The organism is Telluria sp. AZSoR62, from assembly GCF_058111565.1.
In genome coordinates this window covers 115,106-129,941 of record NZ_JBYTST010000006.1, presented here as the reverse complement: position 1 = coordinate 129,941, position 14,836 = coordinate 115,106, and the positions used below count along the sequence as shown (strand labels likewise).

Here is a 14,836-nt window from a genome sequence, read left to right as displayed (position 1 = left end):
AGCGCCATGAGTCTTGCTTTCCTCCGACGGCAGCGCCGCCCCCTGGTGCTCGGCACCCTGGTGGTGCTGCTGCATTGGCTGGTGCTGGGCTGGATTACCGCCGGCACCCAGGGCCTGTCGCTGCCGGGGCGCGACGGCGGCGCCGTCATGAGCGTGACCCGGCTGCTGCCGCCGAAGGCCGCGCCGCCGCCCGAACCGGTGCCGCCGCCGGCGCCCAGCATGAAGCAGCCGCCCTTGCCCGACTTCGATCCGCTGCCCTCGAACATGGTGGTGGCCGATGCCGTGGGCGAGCGCCTGCCGGCCGGGCCGCCGGTGGAGACGCCGTCCGCACCTGTACCGGCCCCGGTCGTCGCCCCGGTGGCGGCGGCCGAGCCGGCTCCGGCAGCCGGACCCGCGACCGAACCCGAGGCGCCGCCCGCGCAGGACCTGGTGCGGCGCTACCAGGTCGACGTGCCGCCGCCGGCCGACATCACGCTCGACGTGGCGCGCCAGGATGCCGATGGCACCCGGTGGAGCGGCCAGGCCATCCTGTCGTGGAAGCGCGACCGGGAGGGCGCCTACCGCGTGCGCATCGAGGCCGGCATCCGGGTCGTGTTCGCGCGCGTGAACCTGGTGGTGCTCACCAGCGAAGGGCAGGTCGGCAACACCGGGCTGGCGCCGAAGACCATGACCGAAAAGCGGCGCGGGCGCGCACTGACCGCGACCCATTTCGACTGGCAGGCCAACAAGCTGACTTTCTCCGGCTCGCAGGCGCGCTACGATCTGCAGCCGGGGGCCCAGGACAAGGCCACAGTGCCGCTGCAGCTGGCGGCGATCGCGCGCGGCGACCCGGCGCAATTAAGCGGCGACATCGACATGTTTGTCGGCGAAGACCGCGACGGCAGCGTTTATACCTTCAAGGTAGTCGGACAGGAAGAGATCGATACCCCGATCGGGCGCCTGCAGACGGTGCGCCTGACCCGCCCGCCGAAGCCGGGTTCGTATAAATCGCGGCTCGATATCTGGCTGGCCCCGGCCCACGGCTGGATGCCGGTGCAGATCCGCAGCAGCGAAGCCAATGGCGCAGTGACCACGCAAACGGTGAACAAGATCGCCATGACCCCACCAGGATTTTGACATGCACAGTTCCACACTTCGACCTGCCTGCTGCGGCCTGCTGCTGGCCCTTGGCCTGGGCAACGCCGCGGCGCAAGACGCGCCGGCCGCCCCACCCGCGATCAAGCGCCCGTTCAGCTTGCCGCCATCGGCCGACCTGAACTACGAGCTGCAGGCGCGCCACCGCGGCTTCAGCCTGAAAGGGGAGGCGCTCGTCACCTGGCGCGCCGGCGACGGCAAGTACGCCGTCAGCGCCGAGTCGCGCGTGCCGGTGCTGGGCACCATTACCGACAACCGCAGCAGCGGGACGGTGGATGCCTTCGGCCTGGCCCCGGCCGAATTCCACGAGAAGCGCCTGCGCAAGGAGGCGACCACGACGACCTTCGACCGCGATGCGAAGTCCCTGAGCTTCAGCGAAAGCCAGCAGGTCTACCCGCTCAAGGGCGGGGAGCAGGACCGGGCGTCGATCACTTGGCAGCTGGCCGCCGTGGCGCGCGCCGCGGGCGAGCGTTTCAAGCCGGGATCGGAATGGCCATTTTTTGTTGCGGGCCGGCGCGATGCCGAGACCTGGGTATTCAAGGTGCTACGCCGCGAAAAGCTGCGCACCGGCCTGGGCGAAGTCGACGCGGTGCTGGTGGCGCGCCGGCCGCCGGCCGACAAGAAGGAGCAGGTGCTGGAAGTGTGGCTGGCGCCGAAGCACGAGTGGTATCCGGTCAAGCTGCGCTACCAGGATGGGGAGAAGGAGCAGATCGAGCAGACGCTGTCGACGCTCACGAAGCGGTGAGTCGCTACAAAGGAGCGCGCGGCTGTCAGGCCGATGACCTACGAGCCCCCACGTACTCGTAGGGTGGGCAGGTTTTCCTGCCCACGCGTTCAGTGCACGGTGCTGCAGCCTATGCGGCGGCTCACATCGTAACGATCACCGCGTGGGCAGGTAAAACAGTCCGGTGGACTGTTTTACGCCCACCCTACGATTTCACACTGATCAAGCAGCCTTCGCATACCTCAGGTCAAAGCGATCGAGCTCCATCACCTTGGTCCAGGCCTTCACGAAGTCCTGCACGAAATGCGCTTCGCCGTCCGCGGCCGCATACACCTCGCTCAGCGCCCGCAGTTGCGCATTGCTGCCGAAGATCAGGTCGGCCAGGGTCGCGGTCCAGCGGCGCTCGCCGCTCTGGCGGTCCAGGCCTTCGAACAGGTGCTGGGTGCCGTCGATGCGTTTCCAGGACGTGCGCATGTCGAGCAGGTTCTTGAAGAAGTCGGGCGTGAGCGTGCCGGGACGGGTGGTGAACACGCCGTGCTGGGTGTTGCCGCTGGTGGCGCCCAGGGCGCGCATGCCGCCGACCAGGGCCGTCATCTGGGGCGCGGTCAGCATCAGGAGGTTGGCCTTGTCGAGCATGCCATTGGCCACGTTGCCCACCGCGCCGGCGTGGATGTAGTTGCGGAAGCCGTCGACCGCCGGCTCGAGCACCTCGAAGGAATTGACGTCGGTCTGCTCCAGAGCGGCGTCCATGCGGCCGGGACGGAACGCTACCTTGACGTCGTGGCCGGCCTGCTTCGCCGCCGCTTCCACCGCGGCGCTACCGCCCAGCACGATCAGGTCGGCCAGCGACACGCGCTTGCCCCCGGACGCCGCGGCGTTGAAGTCGTTCTGGATCGCCTCGAGCTGGCCGAGCACTTGCGCCAGCTCGTCCGGGTCGTTCGCTTCCCAGTCCTTCTGCGGCGCCAGGCGGATGCGGGCGCCGTTCGCGCCGCCGCGCATGTCGCTGCCGCGGAAGGTCGAGGCCGAGGCCCATGCCGCCTTCACCAGTTGCGGGATGCCCAGGCCGGAACCGAGCACTTTCGCCTTGAGCGCCGCGATGTCGGCCTCGTCCACCAGCGGGTGGTCCGCTGCGGGAATCGGGTCTTGCCAGATCAGGTCTTCCTGCGGCACCAAGGGGCCGAGGTAGCGCATCTTCGGACCCATGTCGCGGTGCGTCAGCTTGAACCAGGCGCGTGCAAAGGCGTCCGCGAACTCCTGCGGGTTGGCCAGGAAGTGGCGCGCGATCTTTTCATAGGCCGGATCGAAGCGCAGGGCCAGGTCGGCCGTGGTCATCATCGGCTGGTGCTGCTTGCCGGGAATGTGGGCGTCGGGCACATTGCGGCCCGCATCGCCGACCGGCTTCCACTGGTGCGCGCCGGCCGGGCTCTTGGTGAGCTCCCACTCGAAGCCGAACAGCGTTTCCAGGTAGCTCATGTCCCAGGTGGTGGGCGTGGCGGTCCAGGCGCCTTCCAGGCCGCTGGTGATGGCGTGTGCGCCGATGCCGCTTTCGTAGGCATTTTTCCAGCCCAGGCCCAGTTCTTCGATATTCGCACCCTCGGGATCGGCGCTCAGGTGGTGCGCGGGGCCGGCGCCGTGGCATTTGCCGAAGGTATGGCCGCCGGCGACCAGCGCCACGGTCTCGGTGTCGTCCATGGCCATGCGTCCGAAGGTGTCGCGGATGTCGCGCGCCGAACCCACCGGATCGGGCGTGCCGTTCGGGCCTTCCGGGTTCACGTAGATCAGGCCCATCTGCACCGCCGCGAGCGGCTTGGCCAGCTCGCGCTCGCCGCTGTAGCGCTCGTCGCCCAGCCAGGTCGATTCCGGACCCCAGTCGATCGGCAGTGGTTCCCAGATGTCTTCGCGCCCGCCGCCGAAGCCGAAGGTCTTGAAGCCCATGGATTCGAGCGACACGTTGCCGGCCAGGATCATCAGGTCGGCCCAAGACAATTGCTTGCCGTATTTCTGCTTGATGGGCCAGAGCAGGCGGCGCGCCTTGTCGAGGTTGCCGTTGTCGGGCCAGCTGTTGAGCGGGGCGAAGCGCTGTTCGCCCGAGCGGGCGCCGCCGCGGCCGTCGAAGATGCGGTAGGTGCCGGCCGAGTGCCAGGCCATGCGGATGAAGAAGGGGCCGTAGTGGCCGTAGTCGGCCGGCCACCAGTCCTGCGAGTCGGTCATCAGGGCATGCAGGTCGGCGATGACGGCGTCGAGGTCGAGTTTCTGGAATTCGGCGCGGTAGTTGAAGTCCTCCAGCATCGGGTCGCCCAGGTTGGCATGCTGGTGCAGGACGCCCAGGTTGAGCTGGTCGGGCCACCAATGGGCGTTGGTGCGGGTCTGCCGGGAAGTCTTGCCATGCCCCATCGGGCACTTGACCTCCTGTTCGGCGCTCTTCAAATCCATTTCCGTGCTCATGCTGCTGCCTCCTCGTTTGTCTGTGGGTGGTGTGGGCAGGCGGCCGGGTCCGTCACCGGCCCGGGCCTGCCCTCCAACGACAGCATAAGGGCTGCGCGGCGGCGCGGCCAATTGGGGTTCTTGATGAGCGTCATAGCCAAAGCGGCAACCCGGTCCTCAGGACATGCCGAGCTTGCCCTGCGCGAGCAGTGCGCGGGTGCGCTCCAGCGTCGACAGCAAGGCGGCCCGGTAACCGTGTCCGCCGTCCATCGCGGCCTGTTCCGCCTGTTCCTCGGGACCGCCCGGGGGCTTGCCGCGCAGTCCGACGTAGCAGTAGAAGCGCAGCTGCAAGGCGCCGGCGGCATCCTCGAACAGCTCGTTGACGATCACGCCTTCGCGCGGACCGCTGGCCTGGAAGAACGAAACCTTTTCTTCCAGGTCGAAGCTGACGATCTCGCGCAGGTCCTGGCCGCCGATGGTGGCCTCGCGCACCAGGTGGGTGGCGCCCTCGTGCACGATGTCGCAGCGGGTGCACAGTCCCGGCGGCAGGAACAGGCGGGCGTCGCGCGCCTTGAGCACCAGGCCGGCCCAGGCCTGCGCGCGGGTAAGACGGGTCTGGCCTTCCGGGTTGACGGGGACGGTGGTAGTCGAATAGATCATGATGGACTCCTTGTCGGTGGGTGGATGGATCAGGCGGCGGCTTCGGCGGCGAAGTCGCGGTAGGAACGCAGGGGCCGGCCCAGCAGGCGGACCAGGCGCTCGGCGTCGCCCGCGTGGGGCACCATGCCGTCGCTCTGGAAGCGCTCGGCCATCAGGCGCATGTCGTAGGCCATCCAGCCCGGCATGAACTGGCGCAGGTTCTGCTCGAACGCGGCCGTGTCGTCGCCGCCGTAGGCGATCGGGCGCGCCAGTACCTCGCTCCAGATGGCGGCCAGCTGGGCGCCGGTGAGGGTGTCCGGCCCGACCAGGTTGATCCGTTCGAGCGGCAGCGCCGCGTTGGCCCGGTCGCGGCGCAGCAGTTCGAGCGCGGCAATCTCGCCGATGTCGCGGCTGTCGATCATGGCCAGGCCCTTGGCGCCGACCGGCATCGGGTAGACGCCGTAGCCGGTGACGACGTCCTTGATCGTCAGGTCGTTGTCCATGAAATAGGCCGGGCGCAGGATGGTGGCGGACAAGCCCACCTGCTCGAGCATGCGCTCGACCCCGTACTTGCCGGCGAAGTGGGGCACGTCGACGTAGACGTCGCTGTGGATGACGGACAGGTAGACGACGTGCTTGACGCCGGCCTGGCGGGCCACGTTCAGGGTCACCAGGGCCTGGGTGAATTCGTCGGCGGCCACGGCATTGAGCAGGAACAGCGTGGAGACGCCCGACATGGCGGCGCGCAGGGCGTCGACGTCGAGCAGATCGCCCTGGACGAGGTCGACGCCTGGCGGCAGGCCGGCGTCGGCCGGTTTGCGCACCAGGGCGCGCACGGCGGCGCCGCGCTGGACGAGTTGGTCGACGACCTGGCGGCCGACTTTGCCGGTGGCACCGGTAACGAGGATGGTCATGATGTGTGCTCCTGTGTAGTTGAAAAGTGTCGGTTGACGCTTTGCATGGTAGACGTCCCACAGAAGGACCGATAGACGGTATATTTAGACATACCGTCTCACTGGTGAAACACATGGACTTGCTTGCCCTGACCGATTTCAATCTCGTTGCCCGCCATGGTGGCTTCGGCCGCGCCGCCCGCGCCACCGGACGCCCCAAGGCCACGCTCTCGCGCCGCGTCGCCGAGCTCGAGGCCAGCCTGGGCCTGCGCCTGCTCGAGCGCGGCGCGCGCCTGCTCAAGCTCACCCAGGAAGGGCAAGCCCTGTACGAGCGCACCGGCGCGCTGCTGGCCGAGATCGACGAGGTGGCCGACGCGCTGTCCTCGAGCGGCGCCAGCGCGCGCGGACGCCTGCGCATCAGCGCGCCGCTGCTGTTCTCGCAAAGCGCGATGGGGCCGCTGGCCGCCGGCTTCGCGCGAGCCTATCCGGAAGTGCGGCTGGAAGTGTCGACCGAAGACCGGCCGGTGGACATGGTGGAAGAGGGCGTCGACCTGGTGATCCGGGTCAATCCGGCCCCGGATGCGAGCCTGGTAGGCCGCATTTTCCTGCGCGACCGGATGGTGGTGGTGGCCCATCCGGACATTGTGCGGCCGCAGGATGGCGGCGCGGTGCCGGCCGTGGTGCGCGGCGCCGGCGTCCAGGATGCGTCCTGGACCGTACGCACGCCCGCAGGGAGCGACACCATCCTGGCCGAGCCGGTGCTGCACCTGTCTTCGCTGATGATGGTGCGCGACGCCGTCCGGGCCGGCGTGGGCGCGGCGCGGCTGCCGATTTCGCTCGTCAGCCACGACATCGCCGCCGGCCGGCTCGTACACTGGGGCGAGCTGGATGCGCCCGAGATCGCCATCTGGGCGCTGTACCCGTCGCGGCGGCTGCTCAGTACGCGCGTGTCCGCCTTCCTCGACTACCTGCGCAAAGCCTTCCCCAAGGGCACACCGGACGAGCTGGCGGCGTACATCGTCCGGCTCTGAGCCTCAGCGTTTCCACCCAGTCCATGTTGCATGAATGACCATGCTGGACTGTGTCTTTCCTGCATTGAAACACCCTGCCGGACTGCTAATTGCCCAACCTAAACTGTTATACTGGCGCCCCCGCGGACCGGCTGTGCCTGGCAAGACAGGCGCCGCCGCCCACGCATGAAGAACGGTATTTCACGATGATCGACACACTGGCCGCAGCCGCACTCGCCGTAGATTCCTCCCTGCCGCACGACGACGACCCGCTGCAGGCGCACTTCCAGCCGGGCGTGGCGCCTGACGAGATCGAGCAGGTCTACCACCTGAAACGTGCCCAGCCCATGCTGTCGGCGTTCACGGCCCTGTTCCACGGCACCCAGGACGGCGTGCTGGTGCGCCTGCTCGTACTGCGCGAGCTGGCGGGCGATACCGCCACCTCGAGCTTCTCGCGCGGCGACATCAACACCAAGCTGGCCTACCTGGCCGCGGAGAGCCTGGAAACGGTGCTCAACCGCCTGCGCGGCCACGGCCTGCTGGCCTGGGACGCCCCGGCCGCCGTCTACCGCATCACGCCGCTGGCGCGCAACGTGCTCTCCGCACTGGACACCCTGATCGCGCTGGCCAAGCCCGAGGAAGACGATGCCGAGATGGGCTTCCTGCTGTCGCAGGTGGCCGGGGCCCAGGCCGTGGGCGGCATCACGGTCGAACAACTGAAGCACCTGCTGGGCCGCCTGGTCGAGCTGACCGAGGAATTCCGCGATGCGATCGCCTCCGGTTCCGAATTCAAGCTGCGCACCTCGCAGGCGAAATGGCACATGGCCTGCGACTGGGTGGGAAAAGGCTCGGTGATCCTGCGCGCCATCACCATGGACCCGAACGCCGATTCGGCCACCCACAAGGCGGCGCAAGCCATCGGTCGCGCCCAGAGCGCGCTCTTGAACATGCAGGGCATGTTCTCGCGCGCCCTGAACCAGATCGAGCGCCAGCGCGTGCACCTGGGCCAGTCCGGCCTGTCGACCACCGACGTGAAGCGCTGGCTGCTGGCCCACGAGGACCTGGCCAGCCTGGCCGAAGGCGCGATCGACCGCCCGGTGGTGCCGCTGTTCGGCACCCCGGCCGAGATGATCGACGTGGCCGAGACCGAACTGCTGCTCGAGCGCGTGACCTCGACCGGCCCCAAGGGCCTGCCGACCGGCACCGACGCGCCATTGACGGTCAACGACAACCCGGCGATGCAGGGGGAGCTGAACGACTGGATCAACAAGCTGGCCGACTTCGCCAACCTGGGCAACTTCCCCGAGTTCTCGGAGAGCGGCCCGAAGAAGGTGGCGCTGCACGAGTCGCTGCTGCCGGCCAGCTTCGCGGTGGCGTCCTACCGCGCTTCGCTGCTGCCGCTGCTGGGCGACGCGGCCGAGGCCAGCCTGCAGGGCGCGACCGCCGAGCTGGCGCGCCTGCCGGTGCGCTTCGAGCCAACCGACGACATGATCGCGCTGGACGACCCGGAAGTGGCGGCCATGTCGATCGCCTCCCTCTCATTGAATACTGATAGTCCTGAAAGCGGTACGAGCAATGAATGACGATGCACAAATCCTGATTGCGCGCCTGCTGACGCACCAGACCCTGCGCCGCGACGACAAGATGGTCAAGCGCGCGCTGTCGGACGAGCAGTTCCGCATCGAAGTCGACAAGCGCCTGCTGGAATCCGGCCTGAAGCTGCTCGACAACGTGTATGCCGACCACGTGACGATCGCCCTGCACCGTAACGTGGAGCCGAAGATCTTCGGCGCCAAGGACATCTGGCAGAACAATAATTTCGGCCTGACCCGCGACGGCGTGGCCCTGCTGGTGGTGCTGTGGGCGCAGATCATTCTCCCGAAGCGCGAGCGCCAGGAAACCCACGTCACGGTGGCCGACGACCAGACCGACATGTTCGAGAAGGACGCGCCGATCCCGCGCGCGGAAGACACCTCCATCGGCATCTCGTACACGGCGCTGCTGTCCGACTTCGGCGACAAGCTGGGCAAGAAGACCCGCATGGACATGAACCTGGGCGTGCTGTCGAAACTCGGCTTCATCGAACGCCGCGGCGACGTGATCCTGGAAGGGCCCTTGCTCGACCTGATGATGGACACCGACGTGCTCAAGGAGCGCATCATCAACGGCGCCCTGGCCGACGTGTTCCAGCGCGCCCCGCTGGCCGCCGTCCCGCGCCGCGCGCCGCTGGAAACCGAAGCCGCCAACGATGCCGTGGCCGACACCACGCTTGAAGCCGCGGCCGACGACGCCGCCGACACCCCACACTGAGATAGCCCATGTTCCACATCAAATCACTCGAACTGGTCCACTGGGATTACTGGCAGCGGATCAAGAACATCCCGCTCGACGCCAAGATCATCACGATCGCCGGCCAGAACGGCTCCGGCAAGACCACGCTGCTCGACGCGTTGCGCACCCTGTTCGGCCTGGATTGCTCGATGGGCCGCACGTATAAACACTATGCGCGCCACTCGGGCCAGCAAAGCGCCTGGATCCGCGCCGTGGTCGACAACAAGGCGGTCGGCAAGCAGTTGTCGAACCGACCGTTCCGCCATTCCGGCTTCTTCGCCGACGACGAAGTGACCCTGTTCTGCCAGGTCCAGAAGAACGGCGGCGACTGGAAGCGCCAGTACCTGATGCGCCCGGGGAATGTCGACATCGAGGAAGTCACCGAAGCCACCGACTGGCTCGGCGTGGAAAACTACCGCAAGCGCCTGGCCTCGGCCGGCCTGTCGCCGGCGATGTCGAAGGTGCTGGCGCTGGAGCAGGGCGAGACCGACAAGCTGTGCGAATACGCGCCGCGCCAGCTGCTCGACCTGGTGTTCCAGGTCTTCGGCGACAAGGAGGTGCTGGACGCCTACGACGAAGCCAAGCGCCACCAGCGCGACACCGAGACGGAACTCAAGCGCTTCGAGTCCGAGCTGGAGACGTCGCGCATCAACCTGGAAGGCCTGCGCCTGCGCGTGGCGAACTACCACCAGTGGTCGGACCTGCACAAGGAAAAGCGCGAGCTGCAGGAAGAAGTGCTGCCGGCTCTGGAATACCACGAGGCGCGCGAAAAGAGCGGCGCCATCAGCCGCAACCTGCGCGAAGCGCGCAAGCCCCTGCTGCAGGCCGATTCGATCCTGGCCGAGAAGCGCCAGCAACTGGCGGCGCAGCAGCGCGTGCTGACCGAGGCGCAGAAGCTGGAGACCCAGCTCGAGCAGGAAGGTAACGAGCTGGCCGGCCGCCTGACCGAAGTCAACCGCCGCCTGAAACCGCTGGAAAGCCTGGTCGAGCAGAAGGAACGCCTGCACAAGCTGGCGCTTGACGCCGGCGCCGACATCGCCGAAGTGGCCAAGCAGCTCGACGAAAAAGAAGCCGAGCTGGCCAAGCAGAAGGGCAAGCGCGACGCCGTCGGCGCCAAGATCGCCGCCGAGATGGCGACCGTCTCGGCCCTGCAGGGCAAGAGCGCGATGCCGGAACCGGAAGCGCAGCGCCTGATGCGCCGCGCGCTGCGCGACGAGGGCATCGCCCATGCCATGTTGTCGGACATCGTCGAGGTGACGGACCCGAAATGGCAGGGCGCAGTCGAAGGTGTGCTGGGCGGTTACGCCTCGGTCGTGCTGCTGGAAAAAGCCAAGGATGCCCCAGCGGCCTACCGCCTGGCCGAGAAGGAGCGCTACCGCCACTTCATCGTGCCCGATTGCGTCGAGGCCCCGGTCGTGAAAGACGACAGCCTGCTGTCGGTGGTGCGCTTCTCCAGCAAGGCCCCTGGCTGGCTGATCGACCAGCTCGAACGCATCGAGCGCGTGGAGTCGGTCGATGCCGGTTTCAAGTCGAAGGGCGACGAGTGGATCACGCCGGATGCCTACCACCGCGAACGCCGCGGCGGCCGCTCGCTGTTCGTGGAGCCGTCGCGCTACCGCTTCGGCGCCGCCGGCAAGACCCAGCGCCTGGAAGCGATCCAGAAGCTGCTGCCGACCCTGGAAGCGCAGGAGGACGCGCTCACGCTCACCATCAGCAAGCTGGCCGCGGAAGTGGGCGCATTGAAAGGCCGCATCGCCGGCGTCGACGCCGCCAAGGAACTGGCCGCGCGCCAGGCCGAGTTCGAGGAAGCGCTGCGCGCGATCGCCCCGCTCAAGGCCGAGCGCCTGGAAGTGGGCGCGCGCCTGGGCGAGCTGCAGCTGCTGACCAAGAACGCGACGGTCGCGCGCACCCGCGCCGACACCGTCTGGCAGAACGCGCGTATGGCGCTGTCCGAAGCCGAAGCCGGCACGCGCCTGAACAACCGCCGCACGATCGAGCAGCGCGCCGAGCATGCCAGGGCGCTGCTCGCGCTGCGGCGCAGCTGGCGCCACGTGCCAGCTGCCTGGAAGAACGGCGCCTGGCGCGGCGCCCTGGTTGCCAAGCACCAGAACGCGCACCAGGTCAACCTGCGCCTGTCGACGCTCGAGCACTCCTTGGGGCGCGAAGACTGGGAACAGGACGGCACCGTGATCGACCAGTACGGCCGCCTGAACGACCAGCTCAGCGGCCGCCAGTCCGAAACCGAAGAGCGCCGCTACCAGAACAACCGCGCGATCGAGGCCACCGCCAATGCGCGCGGGGCCTACATCGAGCGCCTGCGCTACACGATCAAGACCTATTCCAAGAACATCAAGGACCTGGGCGAACTGGCGGGCATCGACGTCCAGGCCGACCCGGTGCGCCTGGAGAACGACGACGTGCAACTGGCCCAGGCCGGCCTGCACGTGCGCTTCAAGTTCGACGGCAAGGACCAGATCGGGATGAACGACGGCGAAGCCTCGGGCGGCCAGCAGGTGATGAAGTCGCTGGTGCTGCTGATCGGCTTGCTGAAATCGGAAGAAGGCTCGGGCGGCTTCGTGTTCATCGACGAACCGTTTGCCCACCTGGATATCCGCAACATTCAGCTGGTCGGCGAGTTCCTGAAGAACACCGACGCACAGTACCTGATGACGACGCCGCTGACGCACAATACGGACGTGTACGACCCGTCGGAACTGACGCTGATCACCAGCAAGAAGAAGAAGGACGTGCAGTGGGCGCAGCCGATCTTCGTGCTGCAGAGAAGAAAAGAAGAGGCGAAAGCCGCTTGAACGAGGGAGCCGGAAGGCTCCCTGTTTCGTTGGCGCGGCCGGCACGGTGGCGTGACTGCCCTGCCCGGGGTAGGGCAATTTGTCCAGACTACCATCGGGTCGCGCGGGACTATACTTTCGACATGTACCTGTCCCTGAAACGGCTGTCGCTTGTGACCTGGATCGCCATGCTCGGCGTCCTGTTCGCCGCGCTCGCGCCGGCCATGTCGTATGCCGTGGCGCCGTCCGCACCGGGGGACCCGGCAGTACAGATGTGTACCAGCAAGGGCCTGGTGAGCGTCGTGCCCGACCCATCGGAGCCGCTGACCTCATCGCAGCACGCGCCCGAGCACATGGTCAAGCAGTGCCCGTTCTGCACCTCGCACCATCCCTTCCTCGCCTTGCCGCCCGTCGCGGCATTCACCTTCCCCGTCCTTGTGCAAGCCAGGACCTACCCTGCGCTGTTCTACCGGTCCGCCGCGCCCCTGTTCGCCTGGACCATCGCCAATCCGCGCGCACCCCCGCTTCGTACTGCCGCGTTTCACTGACAACGTCGCGGCCAAGTGCCGCGCCATGTCTGCCGCGTCGACCTGCACACACCGCGAGATCGCCCAAGCGCCGGCTCCATGAGGCCTGGCTGCAGCGGGCGCGCGCGCCTGCATGGTCGCCTTGTCCGTCACCCATCGGGTGCCGGACGGATGCCTGCGTCTCGAACAAGAACAGTATGAACACACCTGAACCATCACCATTTTCTCCTGCCGGCGCCATGCTGGTTTTCCTGCTGAGCGGATTTCTTCCTGCTGCCGAAGCGGCGGAGACCGGCCCTCCGGGTGCTTCGGCCGCCACGCGCCTTCCCACCGTCGTCGTCACCGGCAGCAAGGCAAACACGCTCGATGGCGCAGCCCGTCTGGCCACCGGCGGCGCGTCCACGGCGATGGAGCTGCCTTTCTCCGTGAGCAGCGTGAGCGATGAACTGGTGCTGAGCCAGGGCGCCATGACGCTGCACGACGTCCTGCGCAACGTGCCTGGCGCCCAGGCCGATTCCGGCTTCAATGGTGCGCACACCCAGTTCTTCAGCCTGCGCGGCGCCGTCGCCGACAGCGGGACCGGTTCCAACCGGGTGCTGCGCGACGGCGTGCGGCTATCGAATTATCCTTTCGTGCGGGCCTTCATCGAGCGGGTCGACGTGCTGCGCGGACCTGGCGCGGCGATCGGCGTGCGCAGCGAACCTGGCGGGACCATGAACCTGGTCAGCCGCCAGCCCGTGATGGGCGATGCCAGCTCGGTGACGGCATCGGTCGGCGAGCACGCGGCCCAAGAGCTGAGCATCGACCTCAATCGCGTGCTGTCGGAGCGTGCCGGCGTGGCGGCGCGCCTGATCGCCACCCGCTCCCGCGCGAGCGAATGGCGCCATGTGCCGGACCGGCTCGACGGCGTCAAGCTTGGCCTTGCCAACGGGGCAGGTGGGCCCTACCATCTCCGCGCAGGGTTCGAGGCGACCCGGCAGGCGTACCGGCCCGACTATGGCATTCCTGCCGCCGGCGGCAGGCCGGCCCCGATCCCGCGCGACCGGCAATTCGGCGAGCCGTTCGGCGATTCGACAACGGATAACCGGATGGTCGACCTGCATGGCGACGCCGCGCTCGGGCAAGACACGCGCCTGAGCGCCGACTTCACGCACCTCGAAGCGCAATCGGCATCGATCAAGAATCTGCTGACCGGATCTCCCCTGCCCGGACAGCCCGACGGCACCTATGCGCGCGCGACGTCCTGGGAGCCGCATACCAGGCGGCGCATCGATTCCGCCGCGGTGTCGCTCACCGGACTCCGCCGACTGGCAGGCGTGGACCACCACTTGTTCCTGGGAGTCGACCATTACCGCGAGACCCTGCATCAGCCCGGCCTGAGCCTGCCCGCGGCCATCAGTCCTCCCATCAATATCCATGCGCCGGTGTTCGGCCGGGTGACGCGTCCGGCGCCGGGCGCCGTCTTGCCGCGGACCTTGACCATGCAGGACCTGACGGCCAGGGCGGTGTCGCTGCAGGACCAGGTCGCGCTGGGCGCGTGGTCGGTGGTGGGAGGACTGCGCTATACCTACCAGGACTTCATGTACGGGGCCGCGGGCATTCGTTCCGTGCGCGAGCGGAACTGGTCGCCCAAGCTGGGCATCCTGTATCGGCTGGGCAGCGCCGATACGGTGTACGCCAACCTGAGCACCGGCCTGGCGCCCAACCAGGTTGCCTCGTCGGCGAAGCAGTCCCTGCCTTCGCGCAAGGCCGCCCAGGCCGAACTCGGCTGGAAGGCGCCATGGCTTGGTGGCAGGCTGAATAGTGAAGTCAGCGTCTATCGCCTGAAGCAGACCCACATGATTTCCTCCGACCTGAGCACGCCGGCGGACAATTTCGATTTCACGGTGGGCGGCAGCGCGCGCTCGCGCGGGCTCGAGGCCTCGCTCAATGGCAGGGTCGGCCAGCGCGCCGAGCTGGTACTGGCCTACGCCTATACCGACGCGAGCTATCTCGACAACGCCGTCTTTGCGAACAAGCGCGTGCCGAATGTCGGGCGCCACGCTCTCTCCGTGTGGGGCGACTACCGCTGGAGCCAGCACTGGCGCAGCGGAGCAGGGCTTTATGCCCAGGGCGCGCGCTTTGCCGACCAGGCCAATACCATCGTCCTGCCCGGCTATGCCCGCATGGACCTCACGCACGACTGGACGACGCGGCTTGCCGGCGGCGGCAGCGTCAAGGTCCAGCTGGCGCTGCGCAACGTACTCGACCGGCATTACTTCGTGTCGAGCCACCTGCATGTCTCGCGCTGGATCATGCCGGGGGAGGGGCGCAACGCCAGCCTGAGGGTGAGCAGCGATTTCTAGCTACGCGCCCTGGATCGCCA

General features: G+C 67.7%; 11 protein-coding genes. 8 read left to right on the top strand and 3 right to left on the bottom strand.

Annotated features, from left to right (window positions below; all coding sequences use genetic code 11):
* The first annotated feature begins 6 nt into the window (after window positions 1-6).
* Together AC3XQU_RS11475 and AC3XQU_RS11470 are read left to right on the top strand one after the other, a co-directional pair.
* On the top strand, window positions 7-1,116 hold the full coding sequence (locus tag AC3XQU_RS11475; protein ID WP_489874297.1) for a DUF3108 domain-containing protein: 1,110 nt from the start codon (window positions 7-9) through the stop codon (window positions 1,114-1,116).
* A 1-nt stretch (window position 1,117) separates the two neighbouring features.
* A complete protein-coding gene (locus AC3XQU_RS11470; RefSeq protein WP_489874296.1) occupies window positions 1,118-1,879 on the top strand; it encodes a DUF3108 domain-containing protein in 762 nt (253 codons plus the stop codon).
* A gap of 201 nt (window positions 1,880-2,080) precedes the next feature.
* Here the strand turns inward: AC3XQU_RS11470 and katG are convergent, their stop codons facing one another.
* The 3 genes from katG to AC3XQU_RS11455 form a co-directional block, all read right to left on the bottom strand.
* A complete protein-coding gene (gene katG / locus AC3XQU_RS11465) occupies window positions 2,081-4,303 on the bottom strand; it encodes a catalase/peroxidase HPI (protein ID WP_489874295.1) in 2,223 nt (740 codons plus the stop codon).
* Between the two features lie 156 nt (window positions 4,304-4,459).
* Window positions 4,460-4,942: an AtaL-like protein gene (locus tag AC3XQU_RS11460; protein WP_489874294.1), complete on the bottom strand. Its 483-nt coding sequence runs from the start codon at window positions 4,940-4,942 to the stop codon at window positions 4,460-4,462.
* Between the two features lie 29 nt (window positions 4,943-4,971).
* Window positions 4,972-5,835 (bottom strand): NmrA/HSCARG family protein, encoded by an 864-nt coding sequence (locus AC3XQU_RS11455; RefSeq protein ID WP_489874293.1) that lies wholly within the window; start codon window positions 5,833-5,835, stop codon window positions 4,972-4,974.
* A gap of 113 nt (window positions 5,836-5,948) precedes the next feature.
* Between AC3XQU_RS11455 and AC3XQU_RS11450 the strand changes: the two genes are divergently transcribed.
* The 6 genes from AC3XQU_RS11450 (at window position 5,949) to AC3XQU_RS11425 (ending at window position 14,816) form a co-directional block, all read left to right on the top strand.
* Window positions 5,949-6,845: a LysR family transcriptional regulator gene (locus AC3XQU_RS11450; RefSeq protein WP_489874292.1), complete on the top strand. Its 897-nt coding sequence runs from the start codon at window positions 5,949-5,951 to the stop codon at window positions 6,843-6,845.
* 185 nt (window positions 6,846-7,030) lie between these two features.
* Complete coding sequence (locus AC3XQU_RS11445) at window positions 7,031-8,407, top strand: hypothetical protein (RefSeq protein ID WP_489874291.1); 1,377 nt, start codon at window positions 7,031-7,033, stop codon at window positions 8,405-8,407.
* Window positions 8,400-9,134: a hypothetical protein gene (locus tag AC3XQU_RS11440; protein ID WP_489874290.1), complete on the top strand. Its 735-nt coding sequence runs from the start codon at window positions 8,400-8,402 to the stop codon at window positions 9,132-9,134. The genes AC3XQU_RS11445 and AC3XQU_RS11440 overlap by 8 nt, the downstream gene beginning before the upstream one ends.
* 8 nt (window positions 9,135-9,142) lie before the next feature.
* Window positions 9,143-11,965, top strand: coding sequence for an ATP-binding protein (locus tag AC3XQU_RS11435; protein WP_489874289.1), 2,823 nt, complete (start codon window positions 9,143-9,145; stop codon window positions 11,963-11,965).
* 122 nt (window positions 11,966-12,087) lie between these two features.
* A complete protein-coding gene (locus AC3XQU_RS11430; protein ID WP_489874288.1) occupies window positions 12,088-12,492 on the top strand; it encodes a DUF2946 domain-containing protein in 405 nt (134 codons plus the stop codon).
* Window positions 12,493-12,710: 218 nt separating this feature from the next.
* A complete protein-coding gene (locus tag AC3XQU_RS11425) occupies window positions 12,711-14,816 on the top strand; it encodes a TonB-dependent receptor (protein ID WP_489874287.1) in 2,106 nt (701 codons plus the stop codon).
* Window positions 14,817-14,836 lie beyond the last annotated feature (20 nt).